Source organism: Rhodococcus sp. IEGM 1372, assembly GCF_030056835.1.
Taxonomy (GTDB): Bacteria; Actinomycetota; Actinomycetes; order Mycobacteriales; family Mycobacteriaceae; genus Rhodococcoides.
The window spans coordinates 32,889-57,039 of the sequence record NZ_JASHKS010000011.1 but is presented as its reverse complement, the minus strand read 5'-3'; the positions used below and the strand labels follow the sequence as shown (position 1 = coordinate 57,039).

The 24,151-nt window shown below is 64.3% G+C and carries 30 protein-coding genes; 16 read left to right on the top strand and 14 right to left on the bottom strand.

Translation table 11 applies throughout. The annotated features are described in order from the left end of the window. Genes QM590_RS12365 through QM590_RS12330 form a run of 8 tightly spaced genes read left to right on the top strand, consistent with a single transcriptional unit; the run spans nucleotide 1 to nucleotide 6,718 of the window. Nucleotides 1-1,038, top strand: a complete 1,038-nt coding sequence (locus QM590_RS12365; protein ID WP_269595098.1) for an MlaD family protein — start codon at nucleotides 1-3, stop codon at nucleotides 1,036-1,038. After that, entirely contained in the window at nucleotides 1,035-2,042 is a 1,008-nt protein-coding gene (locus QM590_RS12360; protein WP_269595099.1) for an MlaD family protein, read from the top strand. Before QM590_RS12365 ends, QM590_RS12360 begins: the two co-directional genes overlap by 4 nt. Next, nucleotides 2,039-3,049, top strand: coding sequence for an MlaD family protein (locus QM590_RS12355; RefSeq protein WP_269595100.1), 1,011 nt, complete (start codon nucleotides 2,039-2,041; stop codon nucleotides 3,047-3,049). The genes QM590_RS12360 and QM590_RS12355 overlap by 4 nt, the downstream gene beginning before the upstream one ends. Then, nucleotides 3,049-4,158 (top strand): MCE family protein, encoded by a 1,110-nt coding sequence (locus QM590_RS12350; protein WP_269595101.1) that lies wholly within the window; start codon nucleotides 3,049-3,051, stop codon nucleotides 4,156-4,158. Before QM590_RS12355 ends, QM590_RS12350 begins: the two co-directional genes overlap by 1 nt. Then, nucleotides 4,149-4,988: an MlaD family protein gene (locus QM590_RS12345; RefSeq protein ID WP_269595102.1), complete on the top strand. Its 840-nt coding sequence runs from the start codon at nucleotides 4,149-4,151 to the stop codon at nucleotides 4,986-4,988. Before QM590_RS12350 ends, QM590_RS12345 begins: the two co-directional genes overlap by 10 nt. Beyond that, entirely contained in the window at nucleotides 4,907-5,182 is a 276-nt protein-coding gene (locus QM590_RS12340; RefSeq protein WP_269595103.1) for a hypothetical protein, read from the top strand. Before QM590_RS12345 ends, QM590_RS12340 begins: the two co-directional genes overlap by 82 nt. Continuing rightward, nucleotides 5,179-6,123 (top strand): MlaD family protein, encoded by a 945-nt coding sequence (locus tag QM590_RS12335; protein WP_269595104.1) that lies wholly within the window; start codon nucleotides 5,179-5,181, stop codon nucleotides 6,121-6,123. The genes QM590_RS12340 and QM590_RS12335 overlap by 4 nt, the downstream gene beginning before the upstream one ends. Before the next feature lie 16 nt (nucleotides 6,124-6,139). Then, nucleotides 6,140-6,718, top strand: a complete 579-nt coding sequence (locus QM590_RS12330) for a hypothetical protein (RefSeq protein ID WP_269595105.1) — start codon at nucleotides 6,140-6,142, stop codon at nucleotides 6,716-6,718. Here the strand turns inward: QM590_RS12330 and QM590_RS12325 are convergent. Beyond that, nucleotides 6,715-7,497: a class I SAM-dependent methyltransferase gene (locus QM590_RS12325; protein ID WP_269595106.1), complete on the bottom strand. Its 783-nt coding sequence runs from the start codon at nucleotides 7,495-7,497 to the stop codon at nucleotides 6,715-6,717. The two genes, QM590_RS12330 and QM590_RS12325, sit on opposite strands and share 4 nt — an antisense overlap. Beyond that, nucleotides 7,494-8,054 carry a carboxymuconolactone decarboxylase family protein gene (locus QM590_RS12320; protein ID WP_269595107.1) on the bottom strand — a complete coding sequence of 187 codons (561 nt, stop codon included), beginning with the start codon at nucleotides 8,052-8,054 and terminating at the stop codon, nucleotides 7,494-7,496. Before QM590_RS12320 ends, QM590_RS12325 begins: the two co-directional genes overlap by 4 nt. A gap of 90 nt (nucleotides 8,055-8,144) precedes the next feature. On the opposite strand from QM590_RS12320, the gene QM590_RS12315 reads away from it, so the two are divergent. Then, nucleotides 8,145-9,074 (top strand): ABC transporter substrate-binding protein, encoded by a 930-nt coding sequence (locus tag QM590_RS12315; protein ID WP_269595108.1) that lies wholly within the window; start codon nucleotides 8,145-8,147, stop codon nucleotides 9,072-9,074. 4 nt (nucleotides 9,075-9,078) lie between these two features. Here QM590_RS12315 and QM590_RS12310 read toward each other — a convergent pair whose 3' ends face one another. The 6 genes from QM590_RS12310 to urtA all read right to left on the bottom strand — a co-directional run bounded on the left by QM590_RS12310 (nucleotide 9,079) and on the right by urtA (nucleotide 14,611). Further along, nucleotides 9,079-9,747: a GntR family transcriptional regulator gene (locus tag QM590_RS12310; RefSeq protein WP_269595109.1), complete on the bottom strand. Its 669-nt coding sequence runs from the start codon at nucleotides 9,745-9,747 to the stop codon at nucleotides 9,079-9,081. A gap of 11 nt (nucleotides 9,748-9,758) precedes the next feature. Further along, nucleotides 9,759-10,451 (bottom strand): urea ABC transporter ATP-binding subunit UrtE, encoded by a 693-nt coding sequence (urtE, locus tag QM590_RS12305; protein ID WP_269595110.1) that lies wholly within the window; start codon nucleotides 10,449-10,451, stop codon nucleotides 9,759-9,761. Continuing rightward, on the bottom strand, nucleotides 10,444-11,274 hold the full coding sequence (urtD, locus tag QM590_RS12300; RefSeq protein ID WP_032380315.1) for an urea ABC transporter ATP-binding protein UrtD: 831 nt from the start codon (nucleotides 11,272-11,274) through the stop codon (nucleotides 10,444-10,446). The genes urtE and urtD overlap by 8 nt, the downstream gene beginning before the upstream one ends. Beyond that, the gene (gene urtC / locus QM590_RS12295; protein WP_269595111.1) at nucleotides 11,271-12,362 is read right to left on the bottom strand and encodes an urea ABC transporter permease subunit UrtC; all 1,092 of its coding nucleotides are present in this window, start codon (nucleotides 12,360-12,362) and stop codon (nucleotides 11,271-11,273) included. The genes urtD and urtC overlap by 4 nt, the downstream gene beginning before the upstream one ends. Further along, nucleotides 12,359-13,243: an urea ABC transporter permease subunit UrtB gene (gene urtB, locus QM590_RS12290; RefSeq protein ID WP_027498414.1), complete on the bottom strand. Its 885-nt coding sequence runs from the start codon at nucleotides 13,241-13,243 to the stop codon at nucleotides 12,359-12,361. Before urtB ends, urtC begins: the two co-directional genes overlap by 4 nt. 90 nt (nucleotides 13,244-13,333) lie before the next feature. Further along, on the bottom strand, nucleotides 13,334-14,611 hold the full coding sequence (gene urtA, locus QM590_RS12285) for an urea ABC transporter substrate-binding protein (protein ID WP_269595112.1): 1,278 nt from the start codon (nucleotides 14,609-14,611) through the stop codon (nucleotides 13,334-13,336). Between the two features lie 181 nt (nucleotides 14,612-14,792). On the opposite strand from urtA, the gene QM590_RS12280 reads away from it, so the two are divergent. The 3 genes from QM590_RS12280 (at nucleotide 14,793) to QM590_RS12270 (ending at nucleotide 16,177) form a co-directional block, all read left to right on the top strand. Then, nucleotides 14,793-15,005 (top strand): helix-turn-helix transcriptional regulator, encoded by a 213-nt coding sequence (locus QM590_RS12280; protein WP_068046235.1) that lies wholly within the window; start codon nucleotides 14,793-14,795, stop codon nucleotides 15,003-15,005. Continuing rightward, nucleotides 15,002-15,523 carry a hypothetical protein gene (locus QM590_RS12275; RefSeq protein WP_269595113.1) on the top strand — a complete coding sequence of 174 codons (522 nt, stop codon included), beginning with the start codon at nucleotides 15,002-15,004 and terminating at the stop codon, nucleotides 15,521-15,523. The genes QM590_RS12280 and QM590_RS12275 overlap by 4 nt, the downstream gene beginning before the upstream one ends. A 225-nt stretch (nucleotides 15,524-15,748) precedes the next feature. Further along, a complete protein-coding gene (locus QM590_RS12270) occupies nucleotides 15,749-16,177 on the top strand; it encodes a hypothetical protein (protein WP_269595114.1) in 429 nt (142 codons plus the stop codon). Nucleotides 16,178-16,188: 11 nt separating this feature from the next. Here the strand turns inward: QM590_RS12270 and QM590_RS12265 are convergent, their stop codons facing one another. After that, a complete protein-coding gene (locus QM590_RS12265) occupies nucleotides 16,189-17,235 on the bottom strand; it encodes an agmatine deiminase family protein (RefSeq protein WP_269595115.1) in 1,047 nt (348 codons plus the stop codon). Next, nucleotides 17,232-18,218 (bottom strand): nitrilase-related carbon-nitrogen hydrolase, encoded by a 987-nt coding sequence (locus tag QM590_RS12260; protein WP_269595116.1) that lies wholly within the window; start codon nucleotides 18,216-18,218, stop codon nucleotides 17,232-17,234. Before QM590_RS12260 ends, QM590_RS12265 begins: the two co-directional genes overlap by 4 nt. Nucleotides 18,219-18,300: 82 nt before the next feature. Between QM590_RS12260 and QM590_RS12255 the strand changes: the two genes are divergently transcribed. Next, on the top strand, nucleotides 18,301-18,918 hold the full coding sequence (locus tag QM590_RS12255) for a TetR/AcrR family transcriptional regulator C-terminal domain-containing protein (protein ID WP_269595117.1): 618 nt from the start codon (nucleotides 18,301-18,303) through the stop codon (nucleotides 18,916-18,918). 59 nt (nucleotides 18,919-18,977) lie between these two features. Here the strand turns inward: QM590_RS12255 and QM590_RS12250 are convergent, their stop codons facing one another. Both QM590_RS12250 and QM590_RS12245 read right to left on the bottom strand, forming a co-directional pair. Next, a complete protein-coding gene (locus tag QM590_RS12250; protein WP_269595118.1) occupies nucleotides 18,978-19,376 on the bottom strand; it encodes a type II toxin-antitoxin system VapC family toxin in 399 nt (132 codons plus the stop codon). Next, complete coding sequence (locus QM590_RS12245) at nucleotides 19,373-19,618, bottom strand: AbrB/MazE/SpoVT family DNA-binding domain-containing protein (protein ID WP_269595119.1); 246 nt, start codon at nucleotides 19,616-19,618, stop codon at nucleotides 19,373-19,375. The genes QM590_RS12250 and QM590_RS12245 overlap by 4 nt, the downstream gene beginning before the upstream one ends. A gap of 129 nt (nucleotides 19,619-19,747) precedes the next feature. Here QM590_RS12245 and QM590_RS12240 point away from each other — a divergent pair, with 129 nt between their 5' ends. Genes QM590_RS12240 through QM590_RS12230 form a run of 3 tightly spaced genes read left to right on the top strand, consistent with a single transcriptional unit; the run spans nucleotide 19,748 to nucleotide 21,744 of the window. Next, complete coding sequence (locus QM590_RS12240) at nucleotides 19,748-19,972, top strand: hypothetical protein (RefSeq protein ID WP_269595120.1); 225 nt, start codon at nucleotides 19,748-19,750, stop codon at nucleotides 19,970-19,972. Continuing rightward, nucleotides 19,963-20,958, top strand: a complete 996-nt coding sequence (locus QM590_RS12235) for an MFS transporter (protein WP_269595121.1) — start codon at nucleotides 19,963-19,965, stop codon at nucleotides 20,956-20,958. The genes QM590_RS12240 and QM590_RS12235 overlap by 10 nt, the downstream gene beginning before the upstream one ends. A 9-nt stretch (nucleotides 20,959-20,967) precedes the next feature. Further along, nucleotides 20,968-21,744, top strand: a complete 777-nt coding sequence (locus tag QM590_RS12230; RefSeq protein ID WP_269595122.1) for a MerR family transcriptional regulator — start codon at nucleotides 20,968-20,970, stop codon at nucleotides 21,742-21,744. Nucleotides 21,745-21,761: 17 nt separating this feature from the next. On the opposite strand, the gene QM590_RS12225 is transcribed toward QM590_RS12230, so the two are convergent. Together QM590_RS12225 and QM590_RS12220 are read right to left on the bottom strand one after the other, a co-directional pair. Beyond that, a complete protein-coding gene (locus QM590_RS12225) occupies nucleotides 21,762-23,279 on the bottom strand; it encodes an APC family permease (protein ID WP_269595123.1) in 1,518 nt (505 codons plus the stop codon). Beyond that, nucleotides 23,272-24,126 carry a universal stress protein gene (locus QM590_RS12220; protein ID WP_269595124.1) on the bottom strand — a complete coding sequence of 285 codons (855 nt, stop codon included), beginning with the start codon at nucleotides 24,124-24,126 and terminating at the stop codon, nucleotides 23,272-23,274. Before QM590_RS12220 ends, QM590_RS12225 begins: the two co-directional genes overlap by 8 nt. Between the last annotated feature and the right edge of the window lie 25 nt (nucleotides 24,127-24,151).

The window sequence follows — 24,151 nt, the reverse complement described above, 5'->3', positions numbered from 1 at the left end:
ATGGCGGTTTTCGACGATCTGACGGGACGATCGGCCGGGCCGGCCACGCTACGCCTGCGCGGGCTGGCGGTGGCCGTTGCCATGGCAGTGTTCGCGGGCGGCCTCACCGCCTACGCACGCGGGGCCTTCGATTCGCCCTTCGAGCTGACACTCGACGCAGCATCGGTCGGGGACGGTCTGACGCCCGGTTCGGAGGTGAAGTTCCGTGGTCTGTCCATCGGCACGGTCGACGACATCGAGACCGTCGGTTTCGGACGGCAGCGGCTGCAACTGGAGATCGATCCGAGCCAGGCGGGCGAGCTCACCGACACCATGCAGGCTCAATTCTCGTCGTCCAACGTATTCGGTTCCACTGCAATAGAACTGGTCTCCGACGGCACGGGTGCACCCCTGGCCGACAACTCGACCCTCGAAGTGTCGAAAGACCTGCGAGGCGCAACGGTGACCGGAGTCTTCCGGCGAGTCGCCGACCTCACCGAGGTTCTCGACACCGAGCAGGTGGACCACCTCTTGGACCTCATCGCGAACACTTCCGTCGAGGTGAGTCGAAACCTGAAGCCGTACTTCGAGACTGCTCAGATGATGGCGAACAACCAGATCGACCCGCTGGCCTGGAAGCTGCATCGCGGTGCCGAACTGGGCGAAGGAATCGGCAACCTGGTTCCGCCCTTGCTCGATCTGGTGGTGGGAGTGGTGGACAAGAGCGTGTACGTCGAGGCACCCGCCGACCGAGCGCGAACCATCGCCGCCAACGACGGTCTGAGCGATCAGCTGATGATTCCGGTGGGCGACTTGCTGAAGGCGAACAATCCGAACCTGTCCAAGCTGCTGTCCACCGTGCTGGACCTGCTGGTGCCCATCACCGCGTCGATCGGCACATTGGCACCCAGCTACGACCGAGTGCCGCAGGTGCTCGACGGTATCTCCGACGCATTTCCCGTCGTCGACGGGAAGCCTCAGCTGCAACTCGACCTGATAGTCGAAACCATGCCCAATCTGGCCGGAGCCGTTGCCGCACTAGAGGAGGCGAACGGATGAAGAAGGTAGCGGGCCCCGCGGTCAAACTGCTCGTCTTCTTCACGGTGACCGCGGTGTGTGCGGTGATCATCGTCGCTGCTCTTCGCACCCCGGTCGGCGGACCGCTGTCGTCCTACGGCGCGGAGTTCGACGACGTGTCGGGCTTGTACGTGGGCGACGACGTGCGCATGTCCGGGGTGCAGATCGGCAAGGTGTCGTCGGTCGAACTCGACGGTGCCCTCGCGCGGGTCGAGTTCGAGATCGAAGACCGACGGCCGATTTTCGCCAACACCCAGGCTGCGGTTCGGTATCAAAATCTTCTGGGGCAGCGGTACGTCGAACTCGTGCAGAAGGATTCGGCGACCGGAGCCCCGTTGGCGGTCGGGGCAACCATCTCCAAGGATCGAACGATTCCGTCCTTCGACATCTCGAAGCTGTTCAACGGTTTCGAGCCGATCTTCGACACCCTCGACACCGCACAGCTCAATCAGTTCACCGAGAACATTCTCCGGATGGTTCAGGGTGATGGGTCCGGACTCGGTCCGGTCCTGCGCGACGTGGATCGCATCACCCAATTCGCAGTACAGCGTGAATCGATCATCGGGCTGCTGATCGAGAACCTCGGCCAGATCTCGGACTCGATCGGCGGCCAATCCGCCTCGGTCGCAGACCTTCTCGAGCAACTGCACGGTCTGGTCTCCAAGCTCAGCACCCAGATGGACGGCGTGCTCGCGTCGCTGGATCAGGCCAATTACGGGCTGCGACCGTTCGTGGGACTGATGGAGGGTCTCGAGCGGGCGTACGACAACAGCTACGCGCCGGTCGACGGGGCACTGCGTCGAATGCTTCCGCAGACCGAACAGGTGACCGAGATGTTGGCACTCGCGCCGGGATTGCTGACCGGACTCAATGCGAGCATTCCGGAGCCGGGCGCACAGACGTACTCTTGCAGTCGCGGACAGCAGGACATCCCTGGGATCGGGCAGATCGTGCTCGGCGGACAGAATTTGGTGGTGTGCCGATGAGCCGCGTACTACGCAAGGGCGTTCGTGACGAGCAATCGGAGAACAAAGCCCACTTCTTCTGGGGCGCGGTCGGTGTCGCGGCCTCTCTGGTCCTGCTCCTGATCGCGGCGGCGTTGTACACGATTCCGTTCGGCGAGCGGACCTACACCGCGGAGTTCGGCTCGGCAGCCGGGGTGAAGCCGGGCGACGAAGTGAGGATCGCCGGTATCGCGGTCGGGTCGGTGCGCTCGGTCGAGCTGGCCGGTGCGCATGTCGACGTCGAATTCAGCGTTCGCTCCGATGTTTTCGTCGGCGATGCGTCGACCGTCACGGTGAAGTTGTTGACACCGATCGGCGGTCACTACGTGATGCTCACCTCGCACGGTGACGGCGAGCTCGGCTCGGCACCGATTCCGCCGGAGCGGGTGGAGCTGCCCTACGAACTGTCCGACGCGATCGAGTCGGCAACACCGCTGGTTCGCGACATCGACGGTTCGACGCTGCGGGAGACCGTGGCCGAGTTGGACAAGGCCGTCAGCGAACAGCCGCAGTCCACTCGCGCGATCGTGGACAACCTGTCTGCGCTCACCGACACGCTCGCGACGCGGTCCGATCAACTCGAGCGCGGACTCGTCGTATCGGACGAGTACGTCGGTGCATTGGCCGCCGATCGGGTCATGCTCACCGAACTCGTACGCGAGCTCGGCACCCTGACCAAAGGATTCGGCGACAAGCGCGTCGAGGTCGTCAGTGCTTTCGACCTGCTCGGGAGAATGTTCGAGCTCTTCCACCGTCCCGTGGTCGCATTCGAGAAGGGGCTGGAGCCGTCGATCGTCCAACTCGAGGAGATCACGCAGAAGCTCTTCGCACAGTTGGGTGACGTGGACGGGGCGATCACGACCATGAAGGAAAGCTCGGACGGTCTCGCCGCTCTGATCGGCGGCGGGCAGGGTCCCGTGATCGACCAGTCGCAGGACACGGTCGTCGGTGTCGGCGTGTGCATTCCGTTGCCGGGGAGGGTGTGCTGATGAGACGCAGATCGGTACGCATCGCCGTGGCGGCAGCAGTCGTAGTCACGCTCGTCGGTTCGGTTGCGTCCGCCACATCGGTCATCGACCCCGGTGCGGGCAACTCCTCGCTGTGTGCCGAGTTCACCGACACGGTGGGGTTGTACGAGGGTAATTCGGTCATGATGCTCGGTGTGGTCGTCGGAACGGTGACACGCATCGAGAACAGCGACGCCGCGGTGGTGGTCACCATGGATATCGACGACAGCCTCAGGCTGCCCGCCGAGGTGGGGGCCGTGACACTGTCGAATTCGATCGTCACCGACCGGCACGTGGAATTCACACAGCCCTACATCGACGGTCCCGAGTTCGACCGGTCGAGTTGTATTCCGTTGGATCGCACCAGAACTCCACTGGGAATCAGCGACACACTCAACGCCGTGTCGGGTCTGGCGTCGGATCTGCTCGGTCCGGCCGACGCCGAGGGCAACCACGACGAGATCCTCGGCGACACCTTGCGTTCGGTCGACGATTCGCTCCGCGGCTCCGGCACCCAGCTCAACGACAGTCTTCGGCAACTGGCGCAGCTGGTCGGCGATCCTGCCGACAAGGACACCACCGTGCGGCGTCTGATCGACAACCTCGACGGCCTGATCGACACGTTCGTGGTGAGCTGGCCCGAGGTGGCGAAGCTGCTCGACAATCTGAAGCGGGGGATGATCACGCTGTCGGAGTTCACCCAGTCCTTCGGCACCACGGTCGCTCTGACCACCGAATTCATTCCGCCGCTGGCGCGCAACGTCGCGAAGTACGACGAGAAGGTCTACGCATTTCTCGACCAAGCGGTGCCGGTGGTCGACGTACTACTCGGGCGGGTGGGCGATATCAAGGACATCCTGGCGCAGGTGCCGACCGTAGGCGAGAACTTGATGACGATGTACGACAACGATTCCAGGAGCGGTCGGGTGATCTACCACCCGCCGCAGTTCGAGATCGACACCAATTCTCCCAACGAGGTCTGCGCTCTGCTCAACAAGTACAGACCGACGTGTTCGGCGGACCAGCAACGAGGCGATGTCATAGATGTCGGTTTGGTGCAGCTGATACTGGGTTCGGCGGGATGGCGATGAGGCGCGCGATCACCGGGCTGTGCTGTGTCGCCCTGCTGTCCGGGTGCAGCGTCGACCCGGCCGACCTGCCGATTCCCGGCAGCTACGTGGCAGGCGACAAGTACTCCTTGCGAATCGAATTCGCGAGCGTGCTCAATCTTCCGGAAAAAGCGAAGGTGATCGTCGAAGGCGTCGACGCGGGTGTCCTCGACACCGTCGAGTTGGTGGGGTCGACCGCCGTGGCAACGGTGGACCTGTCCGCCGATGTGCAGCTGCCGTCCGACACCGTCGCCGAGCTTCGGCAGTCGTCGATTCTGGGCGAGATCTACATCTCGCTGCAACCGCCGGAGGATTCGACTCGCGCCGGAGGGGGCGACGCCGGGCCGTACCTTCGAGACGGCGATGTCATTCCGGTCGAACGTACGGTTCCGGCCGACAACGTCGAGGACGTGCTGCGAGGAGTGTCGAATCTGGTGACCGGTGGTCACTACGTTCAGCTGCAGGAGGCGGTGAACAACGTCAACGCCGCCATTTCTCCCGATCCGGCGGAGATCGACAAGGTCAACAACGCGGCGCGGATCGCACTGACCGACCTCGGCGACAACACCCCCGAGATCGATCGAATCCTCGGAGCGGCGGAGAAGGTGTCGAACACCGTCGTGACACAGCGAGACGGCGTCGAACGCGTCCTCGAACTCGGTCCGAGACGATCGGACGGACTGGCCGATGTGCTCTTCAGCGTCGTGCACATGATCTTCACGCTGGGTACATGTCGCAGAACATCGGTGACGTTCTCGCCGGTCCGTACCCGGAACTGGAGGGCGCGGTCGAGACGATCTCACCGGCACTGATCGCGATCGCCAATTCCGACTCCTCGGTACCGATGAACATGGAGAAGGCGAACACCCTGTTGCGGGAGCGGTTGATTCCCTACTTCGAGTCGACACCGAACATCGCAGTGCGCTCGGTCTCGACCGATGGCGGAGCCGGTGCACTGGCGGACGACATGATCGGGATCCTGCGCGGGATAGGAATCGTGCGATGAGGCCGGGCACAGTCGTTTCACTCCTCGCATTGATGGCCATGACGGTTGTCGGTGTCGTCTACCTGACGGTCGGCGTCCTGGACATGAACCCCACGCGGAGTACCAACCGCGTTGTGGTGCACATGGATACGTCGAGCGGTTTGATGGACACCTCGCAGGTGACCTCGCGCGGAATCCACGTCGGTCGGGTCGAGAGCATCGCGGTGGTTCCGGGCGGGCTCGACGTCACTCTCGCCCTCGACGCCGATCATCGAATTCCCGCGGACTCGGAGGTGGTCGTTGCGAATCTGTCCGCTGCCGGGGAGCAGTACCTGGATCTGCGCCCGCGAGGAACCGGAGGTCCCGACCTGACGGACGGGGACGAGATCGGCAACGAGCAGGTCCGCGCGTCGATCACCGTCAGCGAGGCCCTGAGCCTGGGTGATTCCCTTGCCGCGCAGCTCGATACGAACGCAGTGAGGGGGCTGACCGAGACCGCGTCGGCAGCTGTCGACGGTCGCGAAGGCGATGTCGATCGCCTGGTGGAGGCCTTCCGATATCTGTCGGCGACGCTGCGTGACAAGAGCGGTGAGATCCGAAGGCTCTACGACAACGCTCAACAGGGCGGACGCAACGCCTACGGCTACGGCCCGGTCATGACCGACGCGGCGCCGTGGGTCGGTGCGACGGGTTCGGGTGTGGCCAATCTGCTCGAGGGCTTCAACGACTACTCGTACGTCGGCGCGGACGTCTGGGACGATCCACTCGGCAAGATCGGCCCGAAGATCGATCAGTATCTGACGCCCCTGTCACCCGACCTTGCCCTCATCGCAACGCTTCTGAAGCCGTACACCGCGCCCATCAAGCCGATGCGAGTGGACACCGGTTCCATCGTCGACATGTTGCAGGCCGTCTTCCCTCCGGGCGGACCGGCCAAACTGTCCGTCCAGATTCCGAACTGATTGGAGTGACCCCCTCATGGTCGAAGTAGATGCATCCGAAAAGAAGACAGAAGCAGTGCCCGAGGACAAGACAGCGACCGCGCCCGAGAACTCGACGCGGCGACGCCGAATCCGGTGGTCCGTCGTGGGTGCGGCCGTACCGGGGGCAGTGCTGGCGGTGGTGTTCGGTGTGCTGTGGCATTCTGCGGCAGGCGATCTGGCAGCCGAACGTGCACACGAGCAGGACCGGCAGATGGCGCTGAACACGGCCACCGAGTACACCGCACGGTCGTTGACGTACGACTACCGCAACCTCGACGCCTTCTTCGAAGGAGTCGACCAAGGGGCGTCGCAGTCACTGCAGGACAGGTACGACGGTGTCCGGGAAGCACTCACCGCGATCATGAACGAGTCCCAGGTGGTGGCGACCGGTGAGGTCCTCTCGGCGGCAATCGATTCCGAATCCGGTGGAGAGTACAAGGTGGCGGTGTTCGCGCAGCAGACGACACAGAACGTACAGCAGCCCGACCCCGGCAACGTTCCGAATCTCCTGCTGGTGACGGTCACCGACCAGGACGGTCAGTGGATCGTCAGCGACTACGGTCCCAAGACCTAGATTCTCTCCGTTGCGCGGGCATTGGTAGCGCTGACGAACTGCGCGAGGCCGCGTACCTCCTGCTTGACCTCGGTCAGTCCCGACGCCTCGAACACGTCGACGAACAGGTTCTTCGGAAACATCCTGACACCGGCCAGGCCGGTTCCGAAGCCGACGACGGTACCCAGCGGTGCCGGGCGAGGCTCGCAGCTGGTCATGATCGCGATCCGTCCACCCGGGCGCACGACGCGAATCAGCTCGTCCAGCACCGTCATCGGCTGCGGAACGAGATACAGAGCGGCGTAGCAGCACACGGCGTCGAACGCGCCGTCGGCATAGGGCAGTCGGGCGGCATCTCCCCGCACGTACGCCGCGCGGGGGCCGCGGTTGTCTCGCACGGCGCGGGCGATCATCGCCTCGGAGATGTCGAATCCGACGGCGAGCCCGTCACCGGTGAGAGCCTCCGAGAGGAACCTGGTGAAGTTGCCCGGGCCGCACGCGACATCGAGTACCCGTTGCGGGCCGTCCAATCGAAGGTCGGCAACGGCTTTCGCACGTTCGGCCGACATGGACATGCCGGCGACGCCCATCATCGATACACCGAACGGGCGCCACACCTTCTCGTAGATCGCCGCCACCACGCGGTTGTTCATCGCGATGCTGGCCGGCGACGGATTCGGTGCGGGCACGTTCGGCAAGAGTTCGACGTACCCGCCGTCGGTGCGCGCCAGCCCCCGCAGCACCTCGGGCTCGATCATCTCGAGTGCGCGGTGCAATGCGGTCTCGGCAGAGTCGATCATGGTCGCGGAGGCCGGTCGCCGTAGTCCCGCTCCACTCGCAGAACGCCGAGAGTGGTTGCCAACCCGTCGTATTGAGTGACCAGCAGGACGAATTCGATGAGTCGTCGCTCGTCGAACTGGGTGGCGAGTTGGTTCCAGGTCGCGTCGGAGAGGATTTTGGTGGCGATGAGTTCGTCGACCGCAGTGAGGATGGTCCGATACCGCGTCGACAGTCCCGGTGCGTCCGGTCCGGTCTTGATCAGCTCGAGCAGATCCCGGTCGATGCCCGCCCGCTTGCCCAGCCGGATGTGATGGTCCATCTCGTACGCGGAATCGCGCAGGTGCGCCACGCGCAGGATCACCATTTCGGTTTCCTTGCGTGAGATCTTCCCGCCGGGCATCAGGTGGCCGCTGTAGAACAGCCATGCCCGATACAGCCCACCGGTGCGCCCGAGGGTGGTGAACAAGTGCGGATTGGGCACCCCCGCACCCTTGGCGATCACCTTGCAGATGACCCAGTTGATGGGTCCGAGGGTTCTGGCGGTACCGGACGGAATGCGTGGTGTGGTCACAGCCACACCGTACCGACTGCCCGGCCGGACGTCACCGGGACAAAGAAGGCTAGGCTACCTTCTTGTCATCCAGCACAATCTTTCCTCGGAGGACCCTTGACGAAGTCCCATGCCCGCATCACGGCCCTCGCGCTCACCATCGCCGCCCTCGGAGTGACTGCGACGGCGTGCTCGTCCACCGACGCCGCCCCCGACAGCGCAGGCAGCGCCACGAGATCCATCGAGACCGTCCGGGGACCGGTCGACGTTCCCGAGACCCCGCTGCGCATCGTCACCCTGGAGCCGGTCGAGCTCGACACCACCGTCGCCCTCGGCGTCGTGCCCGTCGGCACCGCCGTGCTCAGCGAGACGAGCGGCGTGCCGTCGTACCTCGGTACCGAAGCGGCGAACATCGCGACCGTCGGTACGGTTGCCGAACCCACCATCGAGGACATCGCGGCCCTGCAACCAGATCTGATCCTGGGCACGGAGACTCGACACGCCGAGTACTACGACCAACTCGCCGCCATTGCACCGACGGTGTTCATGGCATCCCAGTCCGATCCGTGGCGCGAGAACGTCAGGTTCGTCGGGCGCACTCTCGGCAAGGAGAACGACGCCGAGGAACTGCTCACCGACTACGACGACCGGTGTGCCGAGATCGCCGAGGAATTCGACACTGCCGGGCAGACGGCACAACTCATCAGGCCGCGCAACGGTGAGCTGACCCTGTACGGGCCGTCGTCGTTCGCCGGGAGCACCCTCGAATGTGCCGGCTTCACCACTCCGCCGCGGCCGGAATGGGCGGACGAGATCTCGGTCGACATCTCGCCGGAGCTGGCGGCTCAGGCGGCAGCGGATCTGATCGTCGTCACCGCCACCGATCCGTCGGACCCCGCCGCAATTCCGGCGTCGATCACCGCCAACGCAGCGATCCTGCCGAACCCGCACGCGGTGGACATGTCGTACTGGATCACCGGGGTCGGGCCCATGGGTGGGCAGACCGTGCTCGACGACATCGATCGGATTCTCTCGGGTCGCGCCTGACGCATCAGATCCGGACCGCGCCGGCCAGCGCCGCCGCCTGCTGCGCCCGCGCGACCACTCGATCGCGTGATGAATCGATATGGGCGAGTAGTAGTTCCAGTGCCGAGTCCAGGGTCCCGGCGAGCACGCGTTCGACGATGTCGATGTGTTGATCGATCGCCGAGACCACGGCTGCGGCGTCGAGTCCGCCGAGTATCCGAACCGGACGTACCTTGGCGTTCACGGTGCACAGCGCCTCGGTCAGAGCCGGATTACCCGACGCGGCCAGCAAGGTGACGTGAAAGTTCTCGTCCAGGGACACCAGATCGTCGGTGGTGCCGGGAGGGTCGTCCCGCAAACCGATCCAGGTGTCCAACAGGTTCGACAGCGACGCCCGGTCGACGGACTGCGATGTCGAGCGCGTGATGCCACGAGCCTCGAGAGTGGAGCGGAGCTCGTACAGATCGGGCAGGTCGCTCAGTCGCGGACGATAGGCGTGCAGCCCGGCGTCGTCGCGAGTGACGAGACCATCGGCCTGCAATCTGGCCAAGGCCTCACGCACCGGAGTGCGTGAGACCCCGTACAACTCGGCGAGACGCTCCTCGCCGAGCCGCTCGGTGGAGCTGATGGCACCGGAGATCAGATCCCGGCGCAGGGACGAATAGACCTTCTCGCGAAGGTCGTTGCGCGGCACGATTCGTCCGGTCAGATCGCCATGGCTGCGCGCACGTCGGCCTCGGACTCGCTGCCGCCGACGCCGGTCGAGGTGATGCGGCCGGCCTCCAGGATGTAATAGTTCTGCGCCGACTCGAGGGCGAAGCCGATGTGCTGCTCCACCAGCAGCACTCCGAGACCACCGCGGCGAGTGAGCGCGAGAATGGTGCGTTCGATCTCGGCGACCACCGACGGCTGAATGCCCTCGGTCGGCTCGTCGAGGATCAGCATCCGAGGTTCGGTGATCAACGCTCGCGCGATGGCGAGTTGCTGGCGCTGGCCACCCGAGAGCAATCCGGCTCTGCGGTTCAGCAATTCCTTCAGAGCCGGAAAGAGATCCAGTGCCTCGTCGATCAATGCCTTGCCACGCTTGCGACCGTCGGCAACCACCTGCAGGTTCTCGGCCGTGGTCAACTGGCCGAACGACTGCTGGCCCTGCGGCACGTAGGCGAGGCCCCGGGCGACGCGAGCGCTGGGTCGCAACGCACTGACGTCCTCACCGTCGAACATGACCTTGCCGGAGTTCACTTTCAGCAATCCGACCGCGGCCCGCAGCAGCGTTGTCTTGCCTGCACCGTTGTGGCCCATCACTGCGGCCACACCGTCGGCCGGAACCGTGAGCGACGCGCCGTGAATCACTTCGCTGCGGCCGTAACCGGTACGCACATCGACCAGTTCAAGCATGACCGGCTCCTTCTTCTGCGATCTGTTCGAGTTCCTCGCCCGCCGCTGCGGTGCCGAGATAGACCTCTTGGACCTTCGGATCGGCCTGTACTTCGGCCACAGTGCCCTCGGCCAGAACGCGTCCGGCCGCCAACACCGTCACCGAAGTGGCGAACATGCGCATGAAGTCCATGTCGTGCTCCACCACCACGACGGTCCGCTCACCGCCGATGCGTTGCAGCAGCTGACCCGTCTCCTCGCGTTCCTCGTGGCTCATACCGGCGACCGGCTCGTCGAGCAGGAGCACATCGGCGTTCTGCACCAACAACATTCCGATCTCGAGCCACTGCTTCTGCCCGTGTGCGAGGATGCCTGCTGCCTTGTCTCGTTCGGCCGTCAGACCGATGGTCTCGAGGGCCTCTTCGATAGCAGGCAGTACCGATCCGCGACGACGCAACATCGTCAGCACCGATCGTCCGGATCCGGCGGCGATGTCCAGGTTCTGCAGCACCGTCAGATTCTCGAAGATGCTGGCAGTCTGGAAGGTTCGGCCGATGCCGAGCCTGGCGATCTGATGCACCTTCTTGCCCAGTAGTTCGACGCCGGACTTGGTGACCGAGCCGGTGGCCGGGACGAGACCGGTGATGGCGTCGATCAGCGTGGTCTTGCCGGCACCGTTCGGTCCGATGAGAAAGCGCAGATCGCCCTGCATCAGCGTCAGATCGACGTTCGTATTGGCTTTGAAACCGTCGAAACTAACTGTCAGATCTCGGACTTCGAGGTACTGACTCGACATACCGGCATTGCCGCCGAACGTGGGCTGCGGGCCTTCGACATGAATCATCGTGCGAGTTCCTTCTCTGGTTCTGCGCTCGATTCGGGGACCGATTCGGCTTCCTGCTTTCGCTTGCGCAAGGCGAAGAGTCCGGCGACGCCGGCGGGGAAGAATCCGACGACCACCACGAACAGCAGACCCTGCGCGTAGGTCCAGCCGGACGGGAATTGCTCGGACAGCGTGGTCTGAGCCCACGCGACGCCGAGGGCTCCCAGGACCGGGCCGAGAAGGGTGGTGCGGCCGCCGATGGCGACGCCGATGAGGAACGCGATGGACGGGACGATGCCGACGTCGTTGGGGGAGATGATGCCGACGATCGGAACGAACAGCGCCCCTGCCAGTCCGGCGAAGAAGGCCGCGGCGACGTACGCGACGATCTTGACGTTGGCCGGGTCGTAACCGAGGAAGCGGACGCGCTCCTCCTGATCACGTACCGCCACCAGCAGCTCGCCGTAGCGCGAGTACATCAGCTGGCGGGTGATGGCGACGACGGCGAGCAGTACCCCTGCGGCGATGAAGAACAGCATCTGCTTGTTGGCGGGGTCGTTGAGATTGAATCCGAAGAACGTCCGGAACCTGTTGAGCCCGTTGGATCCGCCGGTGCTCTGCTGTCCGATGAGCAGAATTGCGAAGGCCGCGGCCAGGGCCTGGCTCAGGATCGCGAAGTACGCGCCCTTGACTCGGCGCTTGAACACACCGAGGCCGAGAACCAGTGCCACCAGGGCCGGCACGAACAGGATGCCCAGGATCGTGGTGATGGGGGACGTGAACGGCAGCCAGTACGAGGGCAATTCACGGATACCGGCGATGGACATGAAGTCCGGTACGGCGTCGCCGCGCAGATCGGCGTCGGAGATCTTCAGGTGCATGGCCATGATGTAGGCACCGATACCGAAGAACACGCCTTGGCCGAGGGTGAGCATTCCGCCTCGGCCCCAGGCCAATCCGATTCCTACGGCCACGATCGCGTAGCAGATGAACTTGCCCAGCAAATTCAACCGGAAGTCGCTGAGGACGGCCGGAGCGACGGCGAACAGCAGGATCGCGGCGAGTGCGAACCCCAGTAGAGCGCCGCGCTTGGCGATGAACTCGCTCATACCAGGCTCCTTGTCTTGACGGCGAACAAGCCCTGCGGGCGGGCCTGCAGGAAGATCACGATGAGGACGAACACGATGACCTTGGCGATCGAGGCCGTGGTGCTGTACTCGATGAACGAGTTGAGGATTCCGAGAGCGAAGGCGGCAATCACCGCGCCCTTGATCTGGCCGAGTCCGCCGACGACGACCACGAGGAAGGCGTCGATCAGATAGCTCTGTCCCACAGTGGAACTGGTTGATCCGATCAGGGTCAGCGCCACGCCCGCGACGCCGGCCAGGCCCGAGCCGAGGAAGAACGTCGAGATGTCGGTCCTGCGGCTCGAGATGCCCGAGGTCTCCGCGAGATCGCGATTCTGCACCACCGCGCGGATGCGTCGACCCATTGCGGTCTTCTTCAGCGCGATCGACAGTGCGACGACGGCCACGACCGCGAGCACGAGAATGAAGATTCGGGTCTTGGGCACCACGGCACCGAGAATGTCGACGCCGCCGCTCAGCCATTCCGGGGAGACGACGTTGACCGCCGGAGCGCCGAAGATGTCGCGAGCGAGTTGCTGCAGGATGAGCCCGACGCCGAACGTGACGAGCAGGGTGTCCAGTGGGCGGTGGTACATGCGCTGGATCAGCGTCACCTCGAGCAGCACGCCCATCGCACCGCCGACGAGGAAACCGACGATCAGGGAGATGAACAGTGATGCGCCGCCGGTGGAGACGATCTGCTGCACCACGTAGGCCGTGTACGAACCGGCCATGATGAACTCGCCGTGCGCCATGTTGATGACGCCCATCTGACCGAACGTCAGTGAGAGCCCGAGGGCGGCGAGCAAGAGAATGGATCCGATCGACAGGCCGGTGAACAACTGTCCGATCACGACGTCCATAGGGGAGCTCCTTCGGTGGTGCCTACGGCAGTGGTGCGGTTAGGTGCCCCAGAGGGCGCTCAACCGCACCACTGCCGCAGGCACTCTCGGTCAGTTGAGGTCGGATGCCCAGTCGTAGGTCTCGAGGAACGGGTCGGGTGCGATCGCCTCGGGGGATTCCCACACCGTGTAGATCAGTCCGTCGGCACGGATCTCGCCGATGCGGGCGGTCTTGGAGATGTGGTGGTTGTCGCCGTCGATGACGACCTCGCCCTCGGGAGCGGCGAAGCTGACTCCGTCGGCGGCGGCCTGAACGTCCGCCACGGCAAAGGAATCGGCCTTCTCGACGGTGTTCTTCCACAGGTAGACCGAGGTGTACGCGGCTTCCATGGGGTCCGAGGTGGGCTTGTCGGCACCGTACTTCGCCTTGTAGTCGGCGACGAACTTGGTGTTCTCGGGGCTGTCGACGGTCTGGTAGTAGTTCCAGGCGGTCAGCTGGCCCTCGATGTTGGCCGCACCGATGCCGGCGACTTCTTCCTCGGCGATGGAGACCGAGATGACCGGCATGTCAGCAGCTTTGAGGCCGGCGTTGGTGTACTCGCGGAAGAACGCGACGTTGGAATCGCCGTTGAGGGTGTTGAACACCGCGTCCGCGTCGGCCGAGCGGACCTTGTTGACGATGGTGGAGAAGTCGGTCGAGCCGAGCGGGGTGTAGTCCTCACCCTTGATCTCGATGTCGTTCGCCGCGGCGTAGGCCTTGATCTCGCGGTTGGCGGTCTGCGGGAACACGTAGTCGCTACCGACGAGGTACAGGGACTTGACGCCCTGCTCCTTGAGATAGTCCAGGGCCGGGATGATCTGCTGGTTGGTGGTGGCTCCGGTGTAGAAGATGTTGTCCGACGCCTCGAGTCCCTCGTACTGCACGGGGTAGTAGAGGAGAGCGTCGTTGTCCTCGAACACGGGCAGCATGGCCTTGCGCGACGACGAGGTCCATCCACCGAAAACCGCTGCGACACAGTCGCTGCTGATGAGCTTCTCGGCCTTCTCGGCGAACACCGTCGGCTCGGACGCGCCGTCCTCGGCGACGACCTCGATCTGCTTGCCGTTGACGCCGCCCGCTGCGTTGATCTGCTCGACGGCCAGTGCGATCGAATCACGCACCGTCACTTCGCTGATCGCCATGGTGCCGGACAGGGAGTTGAGCGAGCCGACCTTGATGGTGTCACCGGAGGTGTCGACACACGAGGCGGCAGAACCGCCGCCGCCGTCGGCAGAGGCGGTATCGCTCGCCTTGCTTCCGCAGGCGGTGGCAACGAGGCTCAATGCAGCCAGCGCTGCGGGAACGACCATGACGCGCTTGAAGGACATGCGCTTCGAGACAGCAGGCATCTACGGCCCTTTCGGAGGTTTTGTATACGGAGTTGTATTCGCGATTGCGAACAGTAAAGGGAAGTTATTGCGTCGGTATGTTCTGCGGTCACGAGTCTGTTTCCCGCGTTACGTGGACGTAAATGCCGCAGGATGACAACTCCTCTTGACAGTTTATGACAAGCAGAGTTGACTTTCTGGCATGTCCGGAACGAACAACGTTCGCGCACATCGCAAACAGGCACGGATCACCCAGGCCGAACTCGGCAAAATCTGCGGGGTGAGCCGACAGAGCATCGTCTCCGTCGAGGGCGGCGACTATGCGCCGAGCGTCTACCTGGCACTGCGATTGGCCCGTGCACTCGATACGACGGTGGAAACACTGTTCGGAAACGAAGGAGAGGCAGAATCATGAGCGCATTCGTCAGAGCAGCCCGATTCGTCGGCGACCTCGACGACGAGTTCTACGCCGACGAGCTGCAACGCGACGCTTGGAACGAGGCCTCGGCCGTCGGATTCCAGTCGCTGCTGTGGATCGGGCTCATTGCAGGCGCGATCCTGCCCTACGCGGCAGGTGTCACCGGAGCGTGGGTGGCGTTGGGTATCTACGTCGCGCTGATCGTCGTGTCCTACGTGGTTATCGGGTACGCACGCTCTCGGGGGATCGACATGTACACCGTGCAGGAACTTCGGCGTGCCCGCATAGTGTTTGCCTCGGCGCTCTTCGTCCTCTGTGGAGGGGGAGCCGCGCTTCGTCTGCTCGCTCACTACGGTGACGGCGATCTCGGGTCGCTGTGGATCGGGGTGGCCGTCGGTGCGTCGCTCGGCTTCGCCGCGGCGGTCGTCGGAGTCAAGATGCATCAGCGTCGCCGGCGAGAAGCCGAGCTCGCCGCCGAGAAGGCCGAACTACAGGGCTTCGAGGAAACGGAGTGACTCTCGTGTCCTTGATCACTCGCGCCGAGTATTACAGGGCGCAAGGATACGTAAAGATATCGTTTCGAACAGTCCGCTCGCAGATCGGAGGAGCGAGAGGTATGTTCTGACCGATGACATCGAGATTCCCTGGATGTTCGCGGCTGTGGGTGGGCTGGTCGGAGGCGGGTTCGTAACGCGGACGATTGCGCCCCCGATGTAAAGAGAGGCTCGGGGTCGAGGCCGATGACGACGTGTGAAACCAATCCGTCTTCCATCGCGCCACGAAGCACCAACGAGACCACGTCGGACGTCCACCTTCTGGTGGAGCACGCTAACAGGGAAGTCGAGGCCGTGCGCAGAGACAAGAGTTACCTCAGACTCGTCGGGTCGAGCACGCCGCAGCCCACCATCGAGGTTCTCGGCGGACCGAAAGCCATCACGGTCCATGTCGACAACGTCCTGCCGGGGCAGATGTGCGAAGTTCTGCACAACGGGATGCTGTCGTTGAGTCAGCGCGTGATCGTGGACGAGAACGCCACCAGCATCACCACGTTCAACCTCAAGCCGGGCGAATACAACGTCTCACTGCGTCTCGACGGACGGCTGGACTGCGTGACCGAATCGCACACCGTCGCCGTCGGCGAGGAGCTCGAGGTTCGTCGCAGCTCGTAGGACCCCACTTCTCACTGGAAATTCTTCGCCGCAGGCTGGTGCTGGGTGATGCAGTGGATCCCGCCGCCTCGCTCGAACAGTGGCCTCGCATCCACGGTCACCACATCCCGGCCCGGGTACGCGTCGCGCAGGATCGCGGCCGCTTCGGCGTCGGACGGGTCGTCGTAACTGCAGGCGATCACGCCGCCGTTGACGACCAGATGATTGATGTAGCTGTAGTCGACGAAACCGTCGGCATCACGCAATGTCCGCGGAGCCGGCACCTCGACGATGTTCCAGTCCGCGCCCGAGCCGTCATGGGCGGCCCGCAAGGTGTCGACGATCAGTGAACTGACCTCGTAGTCGGGGTGAGCCCGGTCGTGTTGCCGATGCACCAGCACTGTTCCCGGTGACGGAATGGCCGCGACGATGTCGACGTGTCCTCGGGTACCGAAACGCATGGAATCGCGCGTCAGTCCGCGCGGCAGCCAGATGACGTGCTGCGCACCGATGGTTCGTGCCAGTTCCGCTTCGATGTCGGCTTTCGACAGCCCGGGGTTGCGCCCCGGATCGAGCTGTACGGTCTCGGTCACCAGCACGGTGCCTGCGCCGTCGACCGCGATGCCGCCGCCCTCGTTGACTATCGGCGACGTGATTCGCGGTACCGCAGCCTGATTCGCGACGAACTCGCCGATGTGACTGTCCTTGTCCCACTGCGCCCAGTCCTGCGCACCCCAGCCGTTGAAGACCCAGTCGACCGCGGTGACCGAACCGTCCTGTGCGTGAACGAATGTCGGACCGATGTCGCGCATCCAGGCGTCGTTCAACGGTGCTTCGACGATGTCGATGTCGCGCGAGAGGTATGTCGACGCGACGGCGCGTTCGGCCGGATCGACGACGACGGTCACCGGCTCGAATGCGGCAACAGCGTGTGCGACGGCCGCCCACGTGGAGCGGGCCTCGTGCTTGGCCGCCGGGTCGTCTCCGAGGGAGTAGCCCTCGCACGGGAACGCCATCCATACCTTGTCGTGCGGAGCGGTCTCGGACGGCATCGTGAATGTCGTTGCATTGGTTGTCATTTGATCACCGGAGTCGCGGGATGTCCGTCACCGTACGGGGCGTCGGTGTTCACCGGCTCGGTGAGGCGGCCGTACGTGTCGGGTCTGCGTGTCAGTAGGAACGGAAAGAGCTCCAACCATTCTCGACGCTGATCGAGGTCGAGATCCGCGACGAGGACGGCCGATTCGTCGCGGGGTGCCTGAACCAGGACGCGGCCGAACGGATCGGAGATGAACGACGAACCGTAGAAGGTGATCTCGCCTTCGTTTCCGCAGCGGTTGGGTACCACCATGAACAGGCCGTTCGAGATGCCGTGGCCGACGATGACGTGTTGCCACAGCGGTTGGGTGTCGAAGGCCGGGAACGACGGCTCGGACCCGATGGCCGTCGGATACGCGAGAATCTCTGCGCCGCCGAGCGCGTAACTGCGCGCGACCTCGGGGAACCACTCGTCCCAGCACGTGGGTAGGCCCACTCTCGCCCCGCCGAGTTCCGTGGGGGAGTACACGGGATACGGGTCCTCGGCCGGACCGGCCCGGAAGTAGGTGTCCTCGTAATAGCCGGCCGAGATGGGGATGTGCAGCTTGCGGGTTCTCGCCAGCAGTTCTCCCGTCGGCGAGACCATGATGGCGCTGTTGAACCCCAATCCGTCTGCGGCTTCCGACTTCTCGTACAGCGAAGCGTGGACGACGATGCCGTTCGCGGCTGCGGCCTCGGCAGCGAGAGTGAACGTTGGCCCGGTCAGCAGATCCTCGGCTTCACTGCCCGGGTTGGCTCCGGCGCGGGTGTCGGCGGGGTAGCGCAACAGGGTGATCTCGGGCAGGAAGACGACCTTCGCCCCGAGGTCCGCGGCAGCGGCGATGGCGTCGAGCAGTTCGGCCTTCAACGCTGCGGCATCTGGGTTCCAGCGATGCTGCACCAGTCCGACGCGGAGCGGCGCGCGATCGGTCGGGGTGGTGCGAGTCAGGGCCTCGGGGGCCGAGAGATTGGTGAGTGTCAGCATGCTGATCTCCTGTTAAAACGAATGTGATTCGTTAAGTATCGTGGATGTCTGCCTCGAACGCAACAGATACGGGAGAAATGCTGTGGGACGACCGTCGGCACCCCTTCTCGACCTCGATCGCATCACGACGGCGGCCCTGACTCTCGTCGAAGAGTCCGGTGGATTCACCATGCCTCAGCTGGCCAAGAAGCTGAAGGTCAGTCCGTCCTCGCTCTACAACCACGTGTCCGGACGTGACGAGATCATCGAGTTGCTGCGGGGCCGGGCTATGTCCGAGGTGGCGATGCCGGAGGTAGGTGTGCCGTGGCGTGAGGCGCTCGCCTGGATCGCACGCGGCTACCGAAACAGCTACGGACGCTACCCGCGGCTGATTCCACTGCTGACGGCTCAGGCCGTGAACAGCAGCGCTGCGTTCGGGATGTACAACACGCTGGCGCGGGTGCTGACAGACGCAGGTTTCGTGCCGGCCGACGTGCTCCGCATCATCACCGTGCTCGACAGTTACGTGTTGGGTTCGGCGTTGGATCTGGCAGCTCCCGAGGCGCCGTGGCTCAGCAGTCGCGACGTGGAACCGGAACTGAGAGCTGCACTGGACACCGCGGGAGATCTGCGCGAGCGATCCGAGGATGCCTTCGAATACGGACTCCGAGCGCTATTGGCCGGATTCGATCCCAAATCCTCGGAGATGCTAGAAGGCTGATCTGCCGGCCGAAACATTGTGTTCGACGGATACGAGCGAGAACCCGGCCGCGGTCCGGCTCAGTCGGTGCTGAGCAGTTGCATATGCGCCGACTGCGATGCCTTCCGGTCGAACGTCACCGTGTGGTGACAGCCGGCAGCGTGGCCGAGTTCTGCTATCACGGCATCGGCGAAGTCGAGTCCGTCGCGGCTCGCAGCGAGGGCTGTCCTGACTATCGACTCCTGGTCTATCTCGAGCTCCCGCGCGTCGAGGAGTCCGTCGACCAAATTTGCGCATGCGTCGGCACCGAGCTTGTACGCCCTGCGTAGTACCCAGTACAGCTCGACAACGGTAACGAGGCTGAGGAACCCCCGGTCCTTCTCTGTGAGCGCATCGATCACCGACCCGGCCTGGGCTGATTGCTCCGGCTCGTCCTGGACGAGATAGCGAACGACGACGTTGGTATCGAGTCCGATCACGACCAGTGTTCCGCGGCTCCGGAGGCAACCGCCTCGTCCATGTCATCGAGAGTGACCGGTTCCAGGGGAGGTGCTACAACGCCCTTGAGATCTCGGATCGACGCCGCCTGTGCATGTATCTCGTACGACCCCGAGGCGGTGGGTACGAATGCAAGCCGAGAACCGGGGCGCAGGCCGAGCTTGTTGCGCACCTCGACAGGGATGGTGATCTGACCCTTGCTGGTGACGGTGGCAGATGACACAGGAACTCCTTACTTCAGGTAAGGCGAGTGTACTCCGGTAGTTCGAGACACTCTCGCCAAGTTTTCGGAGGTTCCCGTCCGGCGGGCTGAGCTTGACCTTGACGCAACGTCAATGTCGATCATCGAAGCATGAGTCGAATCCGTTTTGCCGTTCCTCTGTACATCGGTGGCGCTTCGTTGTCGCTTTTCGGCAACTCGGCGATCACGATCGTCCTGCCCTGGTTGGTGCTGGCCACGACCGGAAGCCTGTCGTCGGCAGGTCTGATCGCTGCGGCAGCGGGCATCGCTGCGGTACCGGCAACGTTCGCCGGTGGTCGGCTGATCGACCGATTCGGGCACGCAACGTGGCCGTAGTCTCCGATCTCGGCAGCGCGACTGCGGTACTCGGCTTGATCGTGGTGAGTTCGACGGTGGGGTTGTCGGTGCCGTGGTTCGTGGTGCTGGGTGTTGCAGGCGCGGTCTTCGATGTTCCGGGGATGACGGCTCGTCAAGCGATGCTCGCCGACGTCGCGTCGATCTCGGGAACGTCGGTCACCGCGGTGGCCGGGTTCTTTCAGACCGGGTTCTCGCTGGCGTTCCTGGCCGGACCGGCTCTGGCGGGCCTGCTGTTGAGCGTGCTGGATCCGATCGACGTCGTTGCCGTCACGGCCGCCTCGTCGGCGGCCGCAGCGGTGCTGACCACGTTGGTTCCGGTCATGGGGCAGGCATTCCCGACTGCCGCCACGGGCTCCGGGAGTGCCCTCGACCTGATCCGTGCCACGCCCGCACTGCGGGCGATGCTGATCTTCGCGTTCCTTGCGAGCCTGGTCACCCCGCCGATGATCAGCCTGCTGCTGCCCGGCCACTTCAACGAGATCGGCGAACCCGGGCAGCTGGGCCTGGCGATGTCCGCGTTCGCGATCGGTGCGCTGGCGGGGTCGGCACTGTTCGCTGTGTTGGCCGCCCGATCGCGACGGGCCACCTTCGTGACGGGAATGGCGGCGATGACGGCCGGCATCTGGCTGTTCGCACAGTTGCAAGGGTTCTGGATCGTCGCAGCGGGGATGCTGGTCATGGGTCTCGGATCCGGGCTGTTCGGTCCGATCTGGAACGTCTACGTCGCCGAGCGTGTCCCCGCAGACGTTCGGGGGCGCGTCCTCGGCTGGCTGAACATGGGCGGGCTCGTGGCGGGTCCGATGGGGTTGGGGCTGATGTCGGTGGTGCTCGTCGGCGGAGATCTCGGTCTCGGGGCTGTCGTCATGGGCGTCGGATGGACCGCTGTCGCCGCCTATGCGATTCTGAGTCCGGGTGCACGTGAGCTGACCGAACCGCTGCCGCAGTCTGCCCGGGTGGACGATTGATCGGCCAGAATGGTTGCCTTGCTGCGCATCGGTGAGCTGGCTTCCTACGTGGGAGTGACAACCCGAACCGTGCGGTTCTATCACCAGCAGGGTCTGTTGGACGAGCCGCAGCGCAATACATCGGGCTACCGCCTCTACGACGGGGAGGCCGTTCTGAGGCTGTCACGCGTCGTTGCTCTTGCCTCCGCCGGTGTGCCACTGGCGCGCGTTCACGAGCTACTCGACGCCTCGCAGGAATCACTCGACCTCGCCTTGGCCGAGATCGACGCCGACCTGAGCAACAGGATCGAACGTCTGGAGAAGGATCGCGACAGGCTCCGGCTGTTGCGTGCCGGCGACGCGCTTGTCTTTCCAGATGTGATCGTCGGCCTGATCACGCACCTGCGCAAAGCGGGTATCGACCCCGACGTTGTCGATCACTATCGCGATGCCTGGGTGCTGACGTATGCCGTCTACCGGCCCAGGCTCGATCCATGGCTGGAATCGGTAGGCGGCACCATGCTCAGGGACCCGGGCTATCTGGCACTCATGGTGCGCTCCTTTCGAGCAGCCGAGCTCGAACCCGAGGACCCACGGATCCAGCAGCTCGCGGACGACACGGTCGAGTGGATGGTGAACGCCTGGGACAGTGACGCCCTCGAGTGGTCGTTCGAGCGCGGTCTCGACGACCCGGCGGCCAACTCGCTGCTCGAGGCGCAGTGGGCCGATCGGCCCGCCTGGGTGCGCGTCACCGAGCTGATCGTGCAGGGGCTGCAGGAGCGCGGCATCGAGCACCCCCGACCCTGACGAGGGCCGAGGGGCGGTCAGTCTTCGACGATCAGCGACGGAGTATCACGGCGGAGAATGTTGCCCTTGAAGAATTCCGGCTTGCGCAGTGCAACCACTGCCATGACGACCATTCCGAGAACGATGATGCCGACCCCGATGAGGAACACCATGCCGATGCCGAACAGTGATGAGCCACTGCCGAATTCGGGGTCCCAAGCGTCGACCGAGGTCTGCACGAACACCACGGCCATGCCGACGCCACCGAGCAGCGGAGCGAGGAACTTGAAGAACACGTTGCGGGTGCTGGTGAACAACTCTTCACGGAAGTACCAGACGCAGGCGAACGCGGTGATGCCGTAGTAGAAGCAGATCATCAGGCCGAGCGCGGCGATGGTGTCGGTGAGAACGTTGTCGCTCACCACCCGCATCACGGCGTAGAAGCCTGCGGACGCTCCACCTGCCACCAGCGTCGCGAAGCCCGGGGTGCTGAATCTCGGTGTGATGGAGGCGAACCGCTTCGGTAGGGCCTGGTAGTGGCCCATCGCCAGCAACGTGCGGGCCGGCGAGATGAACGTGGCCTGCAGCGAGCTGGCGGAGCTGCTCAACACGGCCAGTGACAGCAGGATCGCGAACGGACCCATCACCGGCCCGGCGAGGGCGGCGAACACGTTGTCGGTGGTGTCGGGATTCTGCAGTCCGTTTCCGGTGTCACCGGTGCCGGCGAAGAGCAAGGTGGCCACTGCGGTGAGCAAGTACAGCACGATGATGAAGAACACCGTGACCAGCGCAGCGCGTCCGGGAATCTTTGCGCTACCGGAGGTTTCCTCGTTGACGGTCAGGCAGACGTCCCAACCCCAGTACATGAAGATCGACAGTGACAGGCCGGCAGTGAACGCGGGGAAGCTCGGGATGCCGAACGGGTCGAACCAGTCCAGGCTGAACGAGATGTCCTCGGCCCCGTCGCCTGCACCGACCTTGACGAACGCGGCCACGATGAACCACGCCATGACCAACAGCTGGAAGCCGAGCATCGTGTACTGGACACGCTTGGTCTCCTGCATGCCGCGATAGCAGAGCCAGGCTGCCAGCGCCATGAACACCAGGCACGTGACGATGTTGACGAGCTTGTTGCCGGTCAGGTCGGCCAGCGAGTCGTTGCTGGTGACCTGGGCGAGAAAGAGATAGAAGAAGTCGACGGCCACTCCGGCCAGGTTCGAGAGCACGATGATGGTTGCCGCGATCAGGCCCCATCCGCCCATCCAGCCGACGTACGGGCCGAAGGCCTTCGACGCCCACGTGAACGACGTGCCGCTGTCGGGCTCGGCCGCGTTGAGTTCTCGATAGCCCAACGCCACCAACAACATCGGGATGAAGCCGACGATGAAGATCGCGGGCAGGTGCACCCCCACCTCGGTGACCGTCGGCCCGAGTGAGGCGGTGAGCGCGTATGCGGGTGCGATGGTCGAGATGCCCAGGACCACACTCGCGAGCAACCCGAGCTGGCCGGCCGACAGGCCCTTGGACTCGACGTCCACTACCTTGTGCTCATTCATCGCCGGCCTCTCTCGGAACAACGATCATCGGAACGGGAACGACCCGAAGCATCTTGGCGGCAACAGATCCCAGGAACAGGCGGTGAGGTTGGGCCAGTCGCGACGACCCCACCATCAACACGTCGCCGCCGTGCCAGTCGAGCGAGGAGGCGGCCTTCTCGATGCCGGAGCCCTCCGCCACCCTCAGCTGCACGTCCGATCCCGCGGGCATTTCCGCCTGCACGGTGCGCAGCACTTCCTCGGCCTTGGCGAGACCACTCTGTCCCCGTGCCGATTGCTCTTCGGCGGACACGAGGGAGAGCAGGCGCAGCGGCAACTCTGCGGTGACGGACAGGTCGGTGGCTGCCTCGATGAGCTCCGCTGCCCCTGGACGATTTCCGATGGCGCAGGTGATCTCTCGAATGCGTTGCGGCGGAGAATGTCGATACCCCCGCGGAGCCAGCGCGAGCGGCACATGAGCCACGTGCAGCAGATCGCTGGTGACGGTGCCGATCGAATGGCGTCCGAGCAGACCGTCGCCGGCCGCACCGACCACGATCATGTACGCGTCGAACTCACGGACGGCGTCGAGCAGGCCCTGAGCGAAGGACTCGTCGAACAACAGGTGTGCGCGTGCCTCCACGTCCTCGGGTACGAGGGTGAGTGCCTCGTCGAGCCAGCCGGTGGCCCGATCGATCAGGATGTCGTCGTATCCGGCCTCGACCGGCGCTTTGGACGGCACCGGACGCTCCTGCGGCAGCACCAAACAGATGTCAAGCGACGCCTGCAGCGAACGCGCCAGCGTTGCCCCCAGGGCGATTCCGTCAGCGCCACTCGGTGTTGCTTGGTAACCCACGATCAGACGCATGGGCGGACCTTCCCTGAGGTTGGGC